The organism is Streptomyces durmitorensis (assembly GCF_023498005.1).
Taxonomy (GTDB): Bacteria; Actinomycetota; Actinomycetes; order Streptomycetales; family Streptomycetaceae; genus Streptomyces; species Streptomyces durmitorensis.
The window spans coordinates 35,272-52,353 of sequence record NZ_CP097289.1; the positions used below are offsets into that span (position 1 = coordinate 35,272).

Annotated in this window: 19 protein-coding genes and 2 pseudogenes; 14 read left to right on the top strand and 7 right to left on the bottom strand. The window is 68.5% G+C overall.

Annotation, left to right across the window (positions count from 1 at the left end; translation table 11 throughout):
• Positions 1 to 10: 10 nt before the first annotated feature.
• From M4V62_RS00115 to M4V62_RS00135, 5 genes are all read left to right on the top strand, one after another.
• Positions 11 to 439 (top strand): hypothetical protein, encoded by a 429-nt coding sequence (locus M4V62_RS00115; RefSeq protein ID WP_249585109.1) that lies wholly within the window; start codon positions 11 to 13, stop codon positions 437 to 439.
• Between the two features lie 11 nt (positions 440 to 450).
• The gene (locus M4V62_RS00120) at positions 451 to 1,911 is read left to right on the top strand and encodes a bacteriocin fulvocin C-related protein (RefSeq protein WP_249585110.1); all 1,461 of its coding nucleotides are present in this window, start codon (positions 451 to 453) and stop codon (positions 1,909 to 1,911) included.
• A gap of 66 nt (positions 1,912 to 1,977) precedes the next feature.
• Positions 1,978 to 2,271: a GGDEF domain-containing protein gene (locus M4V62_RS00125; protein WP_344646412.1), complete on the top strand. Its 294-nt coding sequence runs from the start codon at positions 1,978 to 1,980 to the stop codon at positions 2,269 to 2,271.
• Between the two features lie 21 nt (positions 2,272 to 2,292).
• Entirely contained in the window at positions 2,293 to 3,573 is a 1,281-nt protein-coding gene (locus tag M4V62_RS00130) for a tyrosine-type recombinase/integrase (protein ID WP_249585111.1), read from the top strand.
• A gap of 233 nt (positions 3,574 to 3,806) precedes the next feature.
• Complete coding sequence (locus M4V62_RS00135; RefSeq protein ID WP_249585112.1) at positions 3,807 to 6,062, top strand: tyrosine-type recombinase/integrase; 2,256 nt, start codon at positions 3,807 to 3,809, stop codon at positions 6,060 to 6,062.
• 58 nt (positions 6,063 to 6,120) lie between these two features.
• On the opposite strand, the gene M4V62_RS00140 is transcribed toward M4V62_RS00135, so the two are convergent.
• Positions 6,121 to 6,750, bottom strand: coding sequence for a class I SAM-dependent methyltransferase (locus M4V62_RS00140; RefSeq protein WP_249585113.1), 630 nt, complete (start codon positions 6,748 to 6,750; stop codon positions 6,121 to 6,123).
• 521 nt (positions 6,751 to 7,271) lie between these two features.
• Between M4V62_RS00140 and M4V62_RS00145 the strand changes: the two genes are divergently transcribed.
• From M4V62_RS00145 to M4V62_RS43790, 6 genes and pseudogenes are all read left to right on the top strand, one after another.
• Complete coding sequence (locus M4V62_RS00145) at positions 7,272 to 7,787, top strand: hypothetical protein (protein ID WP_249585114.1); 516 nt, start codon at positions 7,272 to 7,274, stop codon at positions 7,785 to 7,787.
• Positions 7,788 to 8,199: 412 nt separating this feature from the next.
• Positions 8,200 to 8,403 carry a DUF397 domain-containing protein gene (locus M4V62_RS00150; RefSeq protein WP_249585115.1) on the top strand — a complete coding sequence of 68 codons (204 nt, stop codon included), beginning with the start codon at positions 8,200 to 8,202 and terminating at the stop codon, positions 8,401 to 8,403.
• Between the two features lie 3 nt (positions 8,404 to 8,406).
• Complete coding sequence (locus M4V62_RS00155; RefSeq protein WP_249585116.1) at positions 8,407 to 9,093, top strand: DUF7019 family protein; 687 nt, start codon at positions 8,407 to 8,409, stop codon at positions 9,091 to 9,093.
• Entirely contained in the window at positions 9,094 to 9,981 is an 888-nt protein-coding gene (locus M4V62_RS00160) for a HEAT repeat domain-containing protein (protein ID WP_249585117.1), read from the top strand.
• The gene (locus tag M4V62_RS00165; RefSeq protein WP_249585118.1) at positions 9,930 to 11,054 is read left to right on the top strand and encodes a HEAT repeat domain-containing protein; all 1,125 of its coding nucleotides are present in this window, start codon (positions 9,930 to 9,932) and stop codon (positions 11,052 to 11,054) included. The genes M4V62_RS00160 and M4V62_RS00165 overlap by 52 nt, the downstream gene beginning before the upstream one ends.
• Positions 10,994 to 11,212, top strand: a pseudogene (locus tag M4V62_RS43790) (hypothetical protein); the annotation flags it as partial. The gene M4V62_RS00165 and the pseudogene M4V62_RS43790, both read left to right, overlap by 61 nt.
• 109 nt (positions 11,213 to 11,321) lie before the next feature.
• On the opposite strand, the gene M4V62_RS00170 reads toward M4V62_RS43790, so the two are convergent.
• Positions 11,322 to 11,540 (bottom strand): hypothetical protein, encoded by a 219-nt coding sequence (locus M4V62_RS00170; protein WP_249585119.1) that lies wholly within the window; start codon positions 11,538 to 11,540, stop codon positions 11,322 to 11,324.
• A gap of 239 nt (positions 11,541 to 11,779) precedes the next feature.
• Between M4V62_RS00170 and M4V62_RS00175 the strand changes: the two genes are divergently transcribed.
• Positions 11,780 to 12,256, top strand: a complete 477-nt coding sequence (locus tag M4V62_RS00175; protein WP_249585120.1) for a hypothetical protein — start codon at positions 11,780 to 11,782, stop codon at positions 12,254 to 12,256.
• Between the two features lie 142 nt (positions 12,257 to 12,398).
• On the opposite strand, the gene M4V62_RS00180 is transcribed toward M4V62_RS00175, so the two are convergent.
• The 4 genes from M4V62_RS00180 to M4V62_RS00195 form a co-directional block, all read right to left on the bottom strand.
• Positions 12,399 to 13,136, bottom strand: coding sequence for a dienelactone hydrolase family protein (locus tag M4V62_RS00180; protein ID WP_249585121.1), 738 nt, complete (start codon positions 13,134 to 13,136; stop codon positions 12,399 to 12,401).
• A gap of 355 nt (positions 13,137 to 13,491) precedes the next feature.
• The gene (locus tag M4V62_RS00185) at positions 13,492 to 13,761 is read right to left on the bottom strand and encodes a DUF1905 domain-containing protein (RefSeq protein WP_249585122.1); all 270 of its coding nucleotides are present in this window, start codon (positions 13,759 to 13,761) and stop codon (positions 13,492 to 13,494) included.
• A gap of 16 nt (positions 13,762 to 13,777) precedes the next feature.
• On the bottom strand, positions 13,778 to 14,143 hold the full coding sequence (locus M4V62_RS00190; RefSeq protein WP_249585123.1) for a VOC family protein: 366 nt from the start codon (positions 14,141 to 14,143) through the stop codon (positions 13,778 to 13,780).
• A gap of 228 nt (positions 14,144 to 14,371) precedes the next feature.
• On the bottom strand, positions 14,372 to 14,686 hold the full coding sequence (locus M4V62_RS00195; protein WP_249585124.1) for a DUF1330 domain-containing protein: 315 nt from the start codon (positions 14,684 to 14,686) through the stop codon (positions 14,372 to 14,374).
• Positions 14,687 to 14,875: 189 nt separating this feature from the next.
• On the opposite strand from M4V62_RS00195, the gene M4V62_RS00200 reads away from it, so the two are divergent.
• Positions 14,876 to 15,778: a LysR family transcriptional regulator gene (locus M4V62_RS00200; RefSeq protein WP_249585125.1), complete on the top strand. Its 903-nt coding sequence runs from the start codon at positions 14,876 to 14,878 to the stop codon at positions 15,776 to 15,778.
• Positions 15,753 to 16,463, top strand: coding sequence for a zeta toxin family protein (locus tag M4V62_RS00205; protein ID WP_249585126.1), 711 nt, complete (start codon positions 15,753 to 15,755; stop codon positions 16,461 to 16,463). The genes M4V62_RS00200 and M4V62_RS00205 overlap by 26 nt, the downstream gene beginning before the upstream one ends.
• On the opposite strand, the pseudogene M4V62_RS00210 reads toward M4V62_RS00205, so the two are convergent.
• Positions 16,423 to 17,020: pseudogene (locus tag M4V62_RS00210) on the bottom strand (ATP-binding cassette domain-containing protein); the annotation flags it as partial. The gene M4V62_RS00205 and the pseudogene M4V62_RS00210 sit on opposite strands and share 41 nt — an antisense overlap.
• Positions 17,021 to 17,082 lie beyond the last annotated feature (62 nt).

The following is a 17,082-nucleotide window of genomic DNA, read 5'->3' on the forward strand; positions in this document are numbered from 1 at the left end:
GAGATCACCCATGACTGGGCACGGCCTGCCGTGGCGCCCTGGCGGCGTTACTCGCCGCCACCCTCCTGCCCGCCGCAGCGACGAACAGCTTGAGGACGAGGGGGCAATGACGCGGTTGCACGCTCGGGCCCGGGAAAAGCAGGCGCAGGCTTCGCTCGCCGCGGCCGAGACACTGGGCCCCGCCGCGGCATATGCGCACCTCGATCAGGAACGCTCGGCTACCCTGCCCCCGCCGACCGCTGCTGTCCGGCAGCACCGGTCGGCGCTGGCCCCGGGAGATGCTGTCTACCCGGAGCCGCCGCGCAAGATGACGCTCGATGAGTGCCGCAAGGGCCTGGGCAGCACCAAGAAGTTTCATGTGAAGTCCCGGTTCGCCGTGTGCACCGGCACCTCCTTCATCCAGACCTGGACCAGACCTGGATCCGCGACCACCAGGTGATCGGGCAGAGCATGTTCAACTTGCGGGTCGTGGGCACCGTCCCCAAGAACAGCAGGAAGATCGACTACACGTTCCACTTCAGTGAGATGTCCAGCAGCCCCGATGTTCCCGCGGCCGGACTGAAGATCACTGTGAAGCCGGAGATCAAGACCAGCTGGCCCTCGGCCGCCCGCTACACCTACAGCGGCACCATGCCCGGCACCAAGACCTTCGGCGAGGCCCAACTCGCCAAGTCCTACACCCACAGCGTCACCGCCAAGCCCGGCCAGGGATCTGCTGGCCTCGATACGGTCTTCGCCGTCTACGAGCCGACCGTCAGCCTCGCAGCGCCGGCCCCTTGGACGCTGAAGCCCCCGACCAGCACGAAGCTTTATCTCATCGAAATGATTGACACTCACCGACGCCCCGGAGAAGGCTTTCTCCTCGGTTGTCTCCGGAGCGCGCTCCAGTGCCGAATTGCCGCGCAAGCCGCGAAAGGCGTGCGAACGCTCACCGGACGGGCTCCATGGAACGGTTCGCCACACAAACGTGAGGAGAAGTTCATGACCGAGTGGATTCTGGCATTCGACGCCGACTGCGGATTCTGTGAAGAAGTCGTCGATCGGGTGGGGAACTCCGTCGATGGAACGTTAACCACCGCGGGCCTCACGGAACCCAGGGTCCGTGCGCTGCGCGTGCGTGCTCTGGGGGAAGGGGCCAAGTGGGCCCCGACCCTGCTGGCGGTCGACGGCGACCAGGTGCGGGCCTGGACCGGAACCGCACTGTCCCTCCGCCTGGCGCGGCTGCTGGGACCGGCGGACTCGCTTCGGGTGGTGCGCGCGCTCCGTGGCCTCGACGCGCTGCGGTCACCGGGCCGTCGGGGAATCCTCAAGGCCGTGCCGGGGCTGGCCCTGGGGACGTTCCTGGTCACCGGCGGTCTGGCGGCCTCACCCGCGCAGGCGGTGTCCCGCGTCAAGGGGAGCAAGGCGTCACGCTGGGTGCAGGCAAACCCCGACCGACTGCCCACCGGCTACACCGAGTTCGTCTCCTATCCCGCGGACTACCGGCGCGCCGTCTACGGAGCGCTGTCCGCCTCGGCCCGGAGCGATCTGTGGGTCGCGCACTTCGCGCACTACCGGAAGACGCACCCGGGTCTGTCGGCCGGGCAGTCCGCCGTCCTGGACGACGCGACGCGGCTGGCACCGCAGATCATCGCAGGACGCGGGAAGGGAGCGGCCGCCGCCGATCTGGAGACGGCGGTCGTGTCGGCGTTCGGCGAGAGCGGCGCCCGCGCGGTGCTCAGGACGCTCGGCCCCGCCGGCACGCACAGCGCGGCACCTCGGCGCGACCAAGGTATCCAGGCCCAGGACTGCAATTCCCGGTGCGGGGTGGGGACCGGAAGCTGCTCCTCGGTGTGCTACGGCGGGTGCACCTGGACGGACTACGGCTGCGGCCCACTGTGGCTGGCTCCATGCAGCGGGCTCTGCAACTGAGCTTGTCCGCACGTGGGTTGCGCCTTCCGCTAGGCGGCTAGGCGGCCGTGGTACGTGGGGTCGGTGGTGGACGCGGTCCGGCGCGACCCTCTGACAGGGTTGCTCGGACGTGACGGCTACACCACCAAGGCCCGGCAGATCACCACCCGGTATGGCGACAGCGCGCGGCTGGTCATCGTGGACCCGGACCACTTCAAGCAGGTCAATGACGGCCCCGGCGGCCACGCCGCGGGCGACCGCGTCCTGGCCATGACCGCGCAGCGGCTCACCGCCTGGGCGCGCAGCCGCGGGGTGGTCGGCCGCCTGGGCGGCGATGATCCGTTGACTGAACTAGATCCAGCATTTTCGCAGGTCAGATAGCCTTTCTGCTAGCTTCCGTGGATGCTTGGACGTGATCCCGAGAGGGAGTTAGCAAGCTTCGTGCTGCCCGAGGCCGGACAGTTGACGGAGACAGGAGACCGATGGAGGCCGTTTGTCCTCCTGGACGCGGACGGCGTTGAGATCGAACCCGTGGCCGCCTTCTTCGCGGAGCTGCTGGCTTGTGACAGGTCAGCAGCCACGATCCGGTCGTACGGAATGGATCTGCTGCGTTGGTGGCGCTTCCTGCGGGGCTGGGGAATCGCCTGGGATCGTGCAGTCCGGTCGGACGCTCGGGACTTCTCGCGCTGGATGCAGATCGTGAACAAGCCCGCACCGCTGCACTGGCGCCACCAACAAGACATCCAGACGGAGACAGCACCAAAGCCGGTACCAGAGAAGCTGCCGCCCGGAGCCCCCAATCCGATCACGGGAAAGTCGTCACCAGGGCCGAGATATGCGCCGACAACGCGAGCGCACTGCGAGACCGTCCTGCGGGTCTTCTACGACTTCCACCTCTCCGAGGGAACAGGGCCGATCCTGAACCCGTTTCCGCTGGATCGCTCCCGGCGCCATGGCAGGGCACACGCTCACCACAATCCTGACGAGCGGTTTCGCCACGAACGGCAGGGCCGCTACCGGCCGGTCATCCCCAAACGAGCGCCTCGGCGGATCTCCGATGCGATGTTCAACGCGCTCTTCGCCGCGCTGAAGCACGACCGTGATCGAGCTCTGCTGGCGTTCTGGGTTTCCAACGGGGCTCGTGCTGAGGAACTGCTCACGAGTCGGCAACGCGACGCGCTGCCCGGCCAACAGGTCCTGGGGGTTGTCCGCAAGGGGAGCCGGGCCTATCAACAACTCCCCTGCTCAGCGGATGCTTTCGTCTGGCTACGGCTCTATCAGGAGAATGCCTGGCGGGCTGGGGTACCCCGCGGACAGAACGAGGGGTTGTGGTGGACGTTGCGCCGCCCATGGCGTCCCCTGAACTATCCGGCGGCCCGAGCGATGTTCAACCGGGCCAACAGTTTGCTCGGTACGAACTGGACTCTCCACGATCTTCGACACACCGCCGCCTATCGGCTGGCGAGGGATCCGAAGATGCCCCTGACCGACGTGCAGTGGGTGCTCGGTCATGCACACCTCTCGACGACACAGCTCTATCTTCCGGCCGACCGGGACGAGGTGATCGAACACGTTCGGGCACACCATGCCCGCCGGACCAAGTCCGCCGAGCGGACTCCCGCGCCTCCGGCAGCCGGCTACAACCCTGAATCCCTCAACAACCTTTTCGGGACTGCCTGGTGACACCTACGGAGACCATGTCCGTCGCGACGCATGTCGCACCTCCCACGTCCCGGCGCCTGGCCGGGGAGGCATTGAAAGCCGTCGCTTTGCGCTTCCCTCCCAGACCTGCTGAGGATCACTGGGCGGCCACGGCAGGCACGCAGGCCGACATCCTGAGTTGTCTGGAGCAGCCTCCTCTGCGGCCGGCGGACGTGAGGCAGCACCGAGCCAGGATCCGCGGAGCTCGCCAGACCTTGCAGTGGCTGGAGACCTTCCCGGGGGTCACCTGGCAGCAGCGCTGGAATACCAGTCCCGCGAGCACGCGCCCTGGCAACGACTGGGCCCGGTTGGCACCCGGTTGGATCGGAACGGCTGCTGGTCCCTCGCAACGGCAGGCACTGTCGGGAGGGCTGCTGAGTCTGATCTGCGCCGACGTTGTCAGGCCCGCCCTCCCCTGGCTGCTGTCACGGGCCTCGGCCAACATGACGAGCCTGCGTATCGGGCTGATCCCTGCCCGTGACCTGGAAGGTTTCGCCCAGCTTGAAGCGATGATCGAATCTGCCACGTGGTCCTCCAAAGTCGGGCGTCACGCCCTGCACTCCCTGGTCAAGATCGTGGCCGCCAAGGGCGGCACCTTGGCGGACATCACCGTCGGCGACGCCGTGGAGTATCTCGCCGCACTCAAAGCGGCGAACAAAGCCGCGAACGTCAAAGCGCGCGGCAACACCCTCTTCTACGCCTGGCTTCGAGAGTTGGGCACCCTGCCCGCAGAAGCACCCAGTTCCTTGCGCTACCTGGCCAACACCAGTGGCCAGGTGTCGATGGAGCAGCTCGTCGACCGGTTCGGTGTCCGCTGCCGCCCTGTCCGAGATCTCTTGGTGGACTATCTCAAAGAGCGGCAGCCGGGTCTCGACTACACGTCCCTGAACAATTTGTCCCGGCACCTGGCCAGCAACTTCTGGGGTGACCTGGAACAGCATCATCTCGGGATCGACTCTCTCCACCTGGCGCCCGAGGTGAGCGCGGCCTGGAAACAGAGATGCCGGACCCGCATCGAACGGCGCCGCCAGCCGGACGGCGAAGTGCGTGAAGTGGTGACCGGACGCGCCAACGTCGCCAGCATCATGATCTCCGTCCGGGCGTTCTATCTCGACATCGGTCAGTGGGCCATCGACGAGCCGGCACGCTGGGGGCCTTGGGCGGTGCCGAGTCCGATCAAGGACGCGGATGTCGCTGTGGTGAAAGACAACAAGCGGCGCAAAGCTCGGATGGACCACCGGACGCGGGAACGACTTCCGGCTCTGCCTGCTGTTGCCCGAGCGGCTTCATCGTGCCTCCACGCGGCCAAAGCCCGACTACAGGCACTGATGGACACCCGGCCAGGCGGTCAGTTCGCTTTCGCGGGTGACACCTTCATGCGGGCAGCGAAGGACGGAACGACCTGGGCGGTGAACATTGCCACCGGCCGGCGCGTCGATCTGGCCCTCGCGGAGAGCCGAGCGTTCTGGGCCTGGGCGATGGTCGAGTTCCTTCAGCACACTGGTGTCCGCATCGAGGAGATGCTGGAGGCCAGCCATCACAGCCTGATCCAGTACAGACTGCCCACGACCGGCGAGATTGTCCCCCTCCTGCAGATCGCGCCCTCCAGAACCGATGAGGAACGAGTCATCCTGGTCAGCCCGGAGCTCGCCGACGTGCTCAGCGCGATCATCGCCCGCATCCGCGACCCTCGCACCGGTGCCGTCCCCTACGTCTCCAGCTATGACATGGCAGAGAAGACCTGGAATCCGCAGATGCCACTGCTTTTCCAGTGGTGCCGCAGCGGCGAGAGCTCCCGCCTCTCCCCGAAGCTCCTGCGCGAAGCACTCCAAGAGGTGCTGGCCTCCACGAATCTGACCGATTCAGCCGGACGGCCTTTGGACTTCTCGCCCCATGACTTTCGGCGAATCTTCATCACCGACGCCATCCGCAGCGGCCTTCCCCCGCACATCGCGCAGGTCATCGCCGGGCACACCAGCATCAACACGACCATGGGATACAACGCCATCTACCCCGGCGAGGCCATCGAAGCCCATCGCGCATTCATCGCGCGGCGCCGAACACTCCGGCCCAGCGAGGAGTACCGAACCCCCACCAACGAAGAATGGGTTGCCTTCCTCGGGCACTTCGAGCGACGCAAACTGTCCATCGGAATCTGCGCTCGCGCATTCGGAACGCCCTGCATCCACGAACACGCGTGTATTCGATGCTCCATGCTCCGGCCGGACCCGGATCAGAGACACCGCCTCGTCGAGATCCGCGACAACCTGATCGCCCGAATCACCGAAGCAGAACAGGAGGGATGGCTCGGTGAGATCGAAGGACTCCAAGTCAGCCTCGCCAGCGCAGAGGAGAAGCTCATCCAGCTCGATGCAGAGCAAGTCCGTCAACGCCAAGTGATCGATCTAGGCATGCCCCACTTCAGCCAGATCGCGACACGAATCAGTACGGCAAGAGGATCTTCAAATTAGACGAGCTTCATCCACGCGGATGATCTACACCACCCTGACCCAGGCCACGGGCCACGCTCTACGGGCGGCGGGCCAGCAAGTGGGTGTCGAGGAAGCCCCGCTCGGACGCTGGGTCGTGGAGCAACCGAGCCACCGTGACGAGGCCGGCACCGGCCAGCAACTCGGCAAACTGCTCCGCCGGCCAGCTATAGGCGGGCGTCACCTTGTGGTCGAAGCGAACCGGCTCCGGTCCCTCGGTCCCGAAGAAGGACACCAAGAGCAGGCCCCCTGGGGCCAAGGCACGCACCTGCTCGGCGAGAAGCGCGGGCAATTCTCCAGGTGGGGTATGGATCATCGAGTAGTGGGACAGCACTCCGCCCAGCGCACCGTCCTCGACCGGCAGGGCTTCCATCCGCGCTTCGTCGAACCGCAGCGCCGGATGGGCCCGCCGGGCGTGGGCGACCATGGCTGGGGAGAGGTCGAGCCCGAAGGCGTCCAGCCCCAAGTCATGCAGCATCGCCGTCACATGACCGGGGCCGCACCCGACGTCGGCTACCCGCAGGTTCTCCGTGCCACGCACGAGCTCGGCGAAAGTGCCGATCATGTTCCGCGCGAACGGATGCGTCTCCAGCCCATTGGCGAACATCGACGCGTACAGATCGACGACCCCGTCGTAGGCCGCCCTCGTCTCGTCCTGGTGTCCTAACACGGGAAGGAAACTAACACCCGCGCCGTTCGCAGCCGTTCTCCGGCCCCACACCGGTTCCCTCAGGGCTGATCGTCCCGTCACCTGATCACGGGACGCTCTCGTTAGTTCAGAGAAGAGTTCGCCATCGCCGTACGGACCGCACCCGCCCGACGCCAACTGCGACTCGCCCAGCTCACCACCCTGCTTTCACAGCCGGTCGAGGTCGACGACGGCGCCCTGGCCGAGGTCGCCGCGTCGCTCGGGGCCGCCTCTCCCGACGCGATCGGCACCCACGACCTGGAGCTGCTCCAGCGCACCGCCGATGCCGCCATGTACGAGAGCAAGCCACGGGCCGCGCCCTCCTCGCCGAACCGCAGCACGCCGCAGTTCCTTCCATCAACGGCCGCCGCGCCGGACGGCCAGGGCAGGCATGGGAAGCGGTCGCCCGCCCCGAATACGCGCGCACCCGGCGCGGCGACATCGAATCCCGCAAGCGCCTCGACCCGGCCCTGTACGAGCCGCTGCGCGAGGCGATGCGGAGCATGCACAACGCGATGCCAGCCGTCGCACTCCACGGCCCCGACGAAGTCACCACGGCTGGCGAGGACTTATACGCAGTGGCGATGGATATGACCGGCGCGATATTCCACCTCGATGCGGCAGGTGTTCAGGGCTTCGTGCTCGACCGCAGTTTCCACCGCGCAGACGTGTCGCAAGAGACGCTGCAAGCCGCTTTGGACGACTTGGATACCGCCTACGCTCGTCTGGCTGCGCCGCTGGTACCGGAGTTCAGTGCACGCGCAGAAGAATCGCTGAAGACACGTGCGGCTGTCGTGGATCTCGCCCGTCTGTCCGTCTCTCGCGATGGCTCTTCCGCAGCTGCTGCGGTCCTGACGGATCTGCGGCGTACCGCGGCGCAGGATGCCGAACTGAGGCAGCTCATCGAACCCTTCCGGGCGTACGAGGCCTACCTCGCCGACGCCCAGAACACGCTTACCGAACCGGGCATCCACGCGGATGAGCAGGCGAGGGAGGGGGTCAGCGGGCTGGAGTGTTAATGCGGGGGCCGTGTTGGGAGCGGTCGGTCTTGGCTCCGGGTAATCGCCTTTGAGTTACACGGAGCCGGTGCGGAAACGATATGCACTGTGGTTCGCCCGCAGCCGACCTTGCTCCGTCGCTGTCATCCCCCGCACCCACCACACCCTGCGCTGCAACTCGCCGCTGTTCCAGGCTCATTGCCGTGCGCTCTCGATCACCGAGGGGACGGTGGAGCCTCAGAGGGGGCCGTGAGAGAGGATCGGGAGCACGTGTTCACTGCACACGACGCGCCTGGTGCCCGGTATGTTCCACTCGCCTGATCACCACCCCTGGGCGAAGCGGCGGTCTTGGCCCGCAAGTATGGAATGCTGCGGACCGAAACCCTCAACTGCACGCCACAAAGCGCCTGTTGCGCCGGCCGCTAGGAGAGCGATGAGCGAAAGCACCGGACTTGAGTGGTTCAAGTCCAGCTACAACGGCAGCGACGACGGCAACTACCGCGAAATGGCACCCAAGCCCACCACCAGCCACATCCGCGACTCCAAGGCCCTCGGTCGAGGGCGCCTCACCGTCACCCCGACGACATGGTCCGCCTTCCTCTCCCCGCCCCGCATCGCCACCCCTGAGGGCAGCTGACACGTGCGGTACTACATCTACGTCTCCACCGCCAAGGTGGACATGTTGTACGGGCAGATCCCGCCGAAGCTCCTGCGGCGGCTCGCAGTCGAGGCGAAGGTCGACCTGAAGGTCGTGAGCGTGGCTGTGCAGTCGTCGCGTACCGACACGAGTGCGTACGACCGGCTGGACCTCGTAGAGACCTACCTGGAGCGGGAGTTCGACGTCAGCTGGATGTCGGAACCGACTGCCTGGTTCCGTGGCGACCTTGCGTTGCGGATCGCGGGGTATGGCGACGCGAACGGTCCGACGCTGATGATGGGCGCGGACGGTGACACGCTGGTCGCACTCATCGGGTCGGCCCACCACCTGATCGGCTACCAGGTCGCGCCCGACATGCCCAAGGTCGGCTTCTCGGGGCTGCCATCCATGTTCGGACTGCTGCGGGACTTCCCGCCCGAGTGGGAGCCCCAGATGAATGTGCGCTGGCGGAGCCGTGGGTTCCGCACGGACAGCCCCTCCATCATGCGCGAAGTCGCCCAGTGCGCCGAGGCGTTGACGGTGCCGCCGGTCCACTGCGAGTTCCTGGCCCGGCAGTTGATGCGCGGCACCGTGATGCGGGAGGACGGGCGGGAGCTGGCGGTCGTCATCGGGACACCCATGTATGTGGCGATGTCGGACCGGAAGCCCGGGGACGACGGGGAGGCGTGAGTGAGGCAGGCGGCGTCGCAGGCCGAGCTGGTACGGATGCGCATGGAGGGCGATGTCACGGGCCTGTGCCGCGCCACACGGTCCACTGACCATCACGTCGCGGTGACGGCCACTGAAATGCTGGGCAGCAGCACGGGGTCACCGGAGGCCGTCGAGGCGCTCTTCGCCTGTCTGCGACGGAAGGACGAGCCGTATCCCGGGCTGCGGTGGCAGGCCGCCGCGGCACTGGGGCGGCTGCGGGAGCAACGTGCGGTGCCGGAACTGCTGCGGCTGCTGGCCGAGGAGCGGCACGGCAGCGCACAACTGGACCGGCCCACGTGCGGGGCACTGGCCGCCATCGGCGGGCCGGAGGCCGTGCGCGGACTGCTCGACGTACTCGACCAAGTGGCGATGGACGGCTACGGGTACACGGCCGTGCTGGTGCTCGACGCGCTGGCCCAGCTGCGCCCGCGCGAGGCGGTGACACCGCTCCTCGCCTCGCTCTGGCACTACCTGCCCAACCACGCCGAACACATAGTGCGGACGCTCGGCGCGATCGGCGACCCGCGCGCGGCCTCCGCGCTCCTTGTCCTCGCACACTCATCCGCCTCGGACACACACCTGCGCCGGGCCGCGGTCAGGGCGCTGCACGCGCTGCGCCCCGCCGCCTGGCCGCCCGGACGCCGCTACCCGTCCGCCGAAGAGGTCCTGCGCGAGACGCAGCGCGACCCGACCCCGAGACGGGCCGCCTCGCGACCGCCCTGCTCTCCAGGACCGAGGAAGGCCGGGAGCATCTGTGGGGTGTGCTCCGCGCGGCGGCACACTCACCGCACGATGCAGCGTGCCCGCCGCACGCCGTGGCCGCCGTCTGCGACCGCGTCGCGGAGGCCCCCGGCCTCTTCGGCGTAGACGCGCCCGGCCAGGACGCGTACGTTGCCCTGCTCCGGCACCACCTACGGGAAGCGGCAGCACCGACCGTGCGCCGGGCTGCCGCCCGGGCCCTCGCCGCCTGCGCGGAGGCCGGGGCGAAGGCGGCCTTGCTTGAGGCCTTGGGCGACGCGCGGATCGGCGACGCGGTGCCGGACCTGCTCGCCGGCCTGCACAAGCCACCGCTGCGGGAGGTCCTGGCCCTGCTCGCCGACACGGACCGGCCACCGAGTCAACGGGGCAACGCAGCCCGGGCATTGGGGGCGGCCCGGTACGCGGCCGCCGTACCGTCGCTCCTGGCCGCCCTGGCGGACGACACAGCCCCGACGGCGGTGCGCACCTCCGTCGCGGACGCGCTCGGCGCCCTTCGGCTCCTGGCGGGAGCCGCGCCGCTCGCGGCCCTGGCCAAGGACGAGGAGCAGCCCGGCACCGTACGCGCCCGTGCCGTGCGGGCCCTCGGCCTGATCGGCGCACCGGACACGCTGCCGGTGGTGCTGGCCTGCGCCCGCTCCCCGCACGAGGCGATACGGGGGCGTGCGGTGACGGCGCTGGGCGGGTTCCCGGTGTTGGCGGCGGCCCGGGCCCTCGAGGAGGTCGTCGCGCACGGCTCCGAGCCCGACGTCGCACGGGCCGCCGTGCGCGCCCTGGGCCGGATCGGCGCCCCGGGCCTGCCCATCCTCGTCCGGCTCGCGGACGACGTAAGCAAGGATGTGGCAGACCAGCTTGTCGCGGCGCTCGCCGCCCGCCCCGAGACCGAGGCGACGGCTGCCCTGGGGCGGCTTGCGGCGGCGGCGCCCCCGACCCAGGGGGCCGCGTCCGCCGCGCTGAGTGAACGGGGCACACCCGACTGCGTCGAGCCCCTGGCTGCGCTGCTCGATGCCGACGTGCACCCGCATACGCGGGAGGCTGCCGTGCGCGGCCTGCTGCGGATCAACACCGACGAGGCACACGAGCGCGTGCTGGCCCACTGCCTCACGGCCGCGCACCTCTACGGGTGGCACGTCGAGGCGCTCGACGTCATCGCCGAGGCCCGAGAAGTCCGGCTGGGGCTGTAATCACGAGCTTTCCAGGCGCGCCTGACTGGAGCCGGCGAGACGGGCGGGCAGCCACTCACAGGCAGCGGGCATTCGCCATCCCCGCGCGCTGGTCGGCCGACGGCACCGGGCACTTCGACGCGGTGAAGTTCAGCATCTGCTTCGACCAGTTCGCCTACTACACGTACTACACGCTCGCCACGACAGTGTGGGACCGGATCCGCAGGCCGAAGTTGCGGCTGGACGCGCCGACCTGCCGCGCACAGGCGAAGCGCTGTGCGCGGCGGTTCACGCGGCCTTGGACAGGGTTGACCGCTCCTTGCTGGGCGCGTGCTGGGCAAGTGCCACGGAGTTGGTCGTGGCTTCTCGGCCGTCGTGGCGTGGCCATAGGAGGAGCGCGCCGACCGCTCCCGTCCCGGCGAGGACCGCGAGGACGGACCAGGCGAGGGTGGACGGCGCCAACCAGCCGCTCCCGCCCGCATAGCGCGTGCCCAGCGGCTCCGGCACCCGGCACCCGGCACCCGGCACCCGGCACCCGGCACCCGGCACCCGGCACCCGGCGGCTGCCTATCAGGTGCTCCAGCGCATCCGGAACGGACCGGCCCCACGGGCCCAGCTGCCCCCCCCAACGAGCGCCCCAGGAACTCGACCGACAAAGGCCGCCAGAGTCCGTCGCCGCGGCTTCCCTTGCCGGCGTCTGAGCGGCACGAGCTGGCTTGTCAGAGGCATCCGTTAGCTTGCGAACCATGGGAAACTCAGGCGGATCGTTGACGACCCGAGCCACACGGGAACTGCACGGCCTCATGCGGGAAGCCGGGCTCACGGGCATCGACGACACGGAGGCATTGGCAGAGGACTGGCAGGTGACGGACTTCTCCGACGCCGGACAGCGCAGCCTGTCGGCCCTCGTCCAGAGAACCGGGACACCGGCGGTCCTGGTGTCCTTCCACGACAGCGATGTGGGGTTCATCGAGGCCCTCACGCCGGACGGCATCGGCTGGGAGGGCCTGCTCAACCGCGAGATGGCAGAGAGCTACGAGATACCTCTGGAGCACTTCCCCATCGAATCCGCCGTAGCCGACGCCCTTGCCTGGTCGGCCGCTGCCGGACTGACGCCCGATGAGGAAGCCATCCGGCACACGCTCACCGGGTCCGCGCTGTTCGCGGAAGAGCTCTCCTCAGCCCTCATGGTTGCTCTTGGGCTACCCCGCGCAACCTCCTAGCCCTCTCAGGCCAGAACCTGGGGACTTACGTGAACTTACCCCTGGGGAACAGCGCGATCGACCGAAAGAGGCCGACCTCGCCCGGGTCGTGGCCGCGAAGAACAACGGCGGCGGCCGAGACCCGCGCCCGGCCTTGCCAGGGTCATGCCCCCAGATCCTCCGTCACGGGCAGGCACTCGGCGAGCAGGTCGACGACGTCGCGCCAGGCTCGCTGCGCGTGCTGTGGGTGGTGGCCGACGCCGGGGACAGTGGGGTGATCGACCGGCGGGTGATGGAAGGCGTGCAAGGCGCCACCGTAGACCGCCAGGCGCCAGTCGACGCCCGCGTCCTGCATCTCAGCGGTGAACGCGTTCCGTTGTGCGGGCGGCATGATCGGGTCTTCCGACCCGACCCCGGCCCACACCGGACAGTGAATGCGTGCTGCCTCGCCCGGTCGACCCGTGGTCAGTGCGTTGACTGTGCCGATCGCGCGCAAGTTGACGCCGTCGCGCCCCAGTTCCAGCCCCACGGCTCCCCCGGTGCCGTAACCGACGACGGCGATCCGGTCGGGGTCGGTCCGCGGTTCGGTGTGCAACACGTCGAGCGCTGCATGGCCGATGCCTCGCAGCCGGTCGGGATCAGCGAGCAGTGGCATGCAACGGGCCAGCATCTCCTCGGGGTCGCTCAAATAGCGCCCGCCGTGAAGGTCGAAGGCCAGCGCTATATATCCCAGCTCGGCGAGAGCATCGGCCCGGCGGCGCTCGACGTCGCTGAGCCCTGTGCCCTCTGGTCCGAGCAGCACCGCGGGCCGGCGGTCGACACCGGCCGGGAGCGCGAGGTGCCCGATCATCGTCAGACCGTCGGCCGGGTACTCGACCGCACGCGTCGTCATCGTCGTCATGAGACCGGACTGTAGTGATCGTCGAGCCCGGTCCGGCCGCTGTTCTGCCGCTGGCAGAGCAGCACGGGCATCCCCATAAACTACGGCGAGGGCTCACAAGAACGGTCACAAACCTCGCCCCCACGGCAGCTATCCATCCCGTTGCCCCTTTGACCCGTATCCGGGTCAGGCCTTTCACCCGTTTGAAGATGGTCCTCAGAGGTCGATTTCCTCTATCGCGCAGCGATAGAGCCGTGTTCCTCCTGCTCGGGGATCTGGTACTGGCGTGGCTGCCGGGCTGACTGAGAGTGCCGCGACAGGCGGTGTGGTGCATGGGGCGGGCGTCTGCTCATGGCAAGGGCAATCGTGCCGGATGTCAGGCATCCACCCGCTCCTCCAGGCGGACGGTCACAGTGTCCCCTTCCTCCTTGCCGATCGCCTTGCGCACGTCCGCCTTCACAGGCAGCTTGTGCGTGCCGTCCCCCAGGGCCATGAACGAGCTGTTGAAAGGGTGCCCGTCGATGGTGCCCCGGACCTTCACCAGGCCGCGGGTACCGAAGAAATCGGCCGACTCGGGCCACACGACGTAGGTCCAGCCGCCCTTGTTCGGGCTCTTCTGCAGGGTCGCAGTGAACTGCTTGTCCATCACGGATTCCGCCTGTTCAGGAGCTTTCGATGAGAATGAGGTTGTTGCCGTCCGGGTCACGCAGAGCGAACATGGGCGGTACTGCGGGCCCCATCCGCACGACCTCTGCGTCCGTATCGACGCCGTGTGCGCGCAGGTCCGCGTGGTCGGCGTCGGCATCCCGGGTCGTAAGACGGATGCCAGCCGGGGCCCCTTCGGGAACGAGCGCGACAGTCGTCGTCGCCCCAGGCGGTGCCACCTCGATCCAGCGCCCGTCGCCGAAGGGTACGTCCCGGCGCACTTCGAAACCGAGCTCACCGACGTAGAACTCCATTGCCTTCTGCTGGTCGGTGACGCGAATCCCGACCGTGGCCACCTGTGTGATGTGGGTGATCTTGTCCATCCCCTGGCCTCCGCTTCCTTGATGTTCACCAGGTAAGACGGAGGCAGGCGGGGAAACTCATCGCTGGCCACGACGTTCGACCGGAGAGTGCCTCGTCGACAGGGCGAACGTCGCCTGATGCGGCACTGGGTCATGCAAGGGCCACCACGGATTCCTCCTGGGGCAATGCGGCGAGGATGGCGCCGACGTCCGGGGGCAGGTCGGCTCAGCGATGGCTGGGCCCGCCGGTCAGTCGATGCCGTCGATGCCGTCGATGATGCGGAAGTCGCGCTCGACACCGTCGGGGAGGGCCACCAGCGCCTTCTGGTATGCCTCGCTCTCGTATGCCGCGACGGCCTGTTCAAAGCTGTCGAACTCGATCAGAACGACGCGTTGCGTGATTCCGGCCTCGTGGGCGACGACTCGACCGCCACGGGACGGGATCCGGGACAGAACGCGCCCGCCCCCGGCCTGGACAGCCGGACCGGCCAGCTTGTCGTAGGCAGTCAGCCTCGCGGGGTCGGAAATGGCGGGGTAGACACTGACCCAGTAGCCCTTAGCCATGGAAACCTCCTGTGTTGGGCCGGACACGTCCGACTTCGAATTGACACTCAGATCGATCGATCCCGGCGACGGGTTCTGCGGTCAGTTGGATCGACATACGCGCAGGCTAGGGCTTGATGTGCGGTCTAGGGAAAGACCGGTACGGGATAGACTCAGAACGGATCGTTATCAATCGGCAGGGAGGCCACGGTGGCGCCGGACACGGTCAGCCTGCGGTACTTCCTGGTGCTGGCGCAGGAGTTGAACTTCACCCGCGCGGCCGCACGGATCGGTATCGCACAGCCCGCACTCAGCGCCCGGATGCGCCGATTGGAAACGGAACTCGGTACGGCCCTGCTGGTCCGCAACACGCGAAGCGTCGTATTGACCACGGCCGGTGCGGCTTTGGCGGAGTCCGCGCCGCCCGCGCTGGCGGCGCTGGACCGGGCATGGGACACCGCCCGGAGCGCGGCGGCCGGTGAACTGGGCACGCTGCGCATCGGATACAGCCTCAGCGCCGGGGCCGAGACGGCACCGGCCCTGGTGGACAGGCTGATGCGCGACAACAGCGGACTCGAGGTCGGCGCGGTCCCTATGGCGACACCGGAGATCTCCCCCGCGGTCGCCGACGGCCGCATCGATGCCGGGATCACCCGCGGTGAACAGCCGGACCGTGGCGTGCGCCGGTTCCTGCTGCGGCGTGCGCGCATCGGGGTACAGCTGGCGCAGCACCATCCGCTGGCCGAACACCCGGAGATCGAGATCGCCGACGCGGCCGCGTATCCGCTGCGACTCCCGGACCGTGCGGCCAACCCCGTGATCCACGATCAACTGTCCGCGCTGTTCCGAGACACCCGACCACACCCCCGCTTCCACACACCCGCAGTCTCTTTCGACATGTCTCAGCGCGACCTGCGCGACGGGGCCACCCTCGCCCCGGCCGGAGAAGCCGCGGCCACGGCACAACCGGCGGGTCTCACCTGGAGACCGCTGCGGGGCGCGCCCAGCCTGACGATCCACCTGGTCCTCCCCCGCGAGCAGTCGCCGCTGCACCGCCGCATCCGTGCCGTCGCCAAAGCCCTGGCGCATGAGCTGCACTGGCTGCCGGACTGACGCGCAAGAGGTCAAGCGTCCGACACGACCCCGCTACGCCGGCCGATCAGCATCCGATGATGGCCCCGGGTCCGATCCGAGTCGTACGCCGCGGCGACGCCGCAACGCGGCGCCGCAGGACAGGCCGGTGGTGGTGTTCGTCGCCGGGCAGCCCGGCGCGGGCAAGACCCGGCTGGCCAACGTGCTGCATCTGGTGCTGAACGGCCGCGGCGGCGCGGTCACGGTCGACCGGGATGCTGGCCCGGCCGTTGATGCCCACCGCACTGCAGCCCCAACGACTGACGGCCCCCGCACCCGTCGCGGCTCTGCCCACGCGCCTGGCCGGGCCGCTCTGGTCGCCAGCCAGCCCCCTCGAGCTCGCCTCGTACCGCTCTGCGATCCGCCGCCCCGCCCCATCCTCCCCTCCCCTCCCCTCCCGCGTCCGCGTCCGCGTCGTCGAGAGCCTGCATCGAGCCGATGGCTTCTGCCGTTCGGCCGTCAGCTGCTCCACGCGGGCCGAGTCAGGCGTCACTGTCGAGCAGGTGAACCTGGTGATCAAATGGTGCAACGAGCAGCTGCTCGCCCAGCGCCGCTCCGGCACGCCCTCGTCGCTGGGATCTGCAGCATCGTCGTTCACAACAACCGTCACCCCAGTAGTCACAGCCTCAATGGACTGGAGGCAAGGAGGCCCCCAGGGTGTCGGTGACGGCGCCGTCCGATACTCCCAGCCGTCGGGTGACCCGTACTGCTTCCAGCAGGCGGCGGTCGTGGGAGACGAGCAGGAGCGTGCCGTCGTAGGTGTCCAGGGCGGACACCAGTTGTTCGATGGCTTGCAGGTCGAGGTGGTTGGTGGGCTCGTCCAGGACCAGCAGGTTCACCCCGCGGCCTTGGAGCAGGGCGAGTGCGGCGCGGGTGCGTTCGCCTGGTGAGAGGGTGGTTGCCTCGCGCAGCACATGCTCGGTGCCCAGGCCGAACTTGGCCAGCAGGGTGCGCACCTCGGCGGGTTCCATCGTGGGCGTGGCGGCGCGGAAGGCGTCCAGCAGCGATTCACGTCCGTGGAACAGCTCGCGGGTGGTCGATCTCGCCGATCACCACGCCGGAGCCCAGCGCCTGATGGCCGGTGTCCAGCGGGATACGGCCGAGCAGCGCGGACAGCAGCGTCGACTTGCCTGATCCGTTCGCGCCGGTGATCGCAACGCGGTCGGCCCGGTCGATCTGCAGCGAGACAGGCCCCAGGGTGAAGTCGCCGCGGTGCACGGGTGTCTGGGGCAGCACGCGCTCGGTAGTCACGACGGCAGGCGGAAGTGCGCAGGACACCCGGGTAG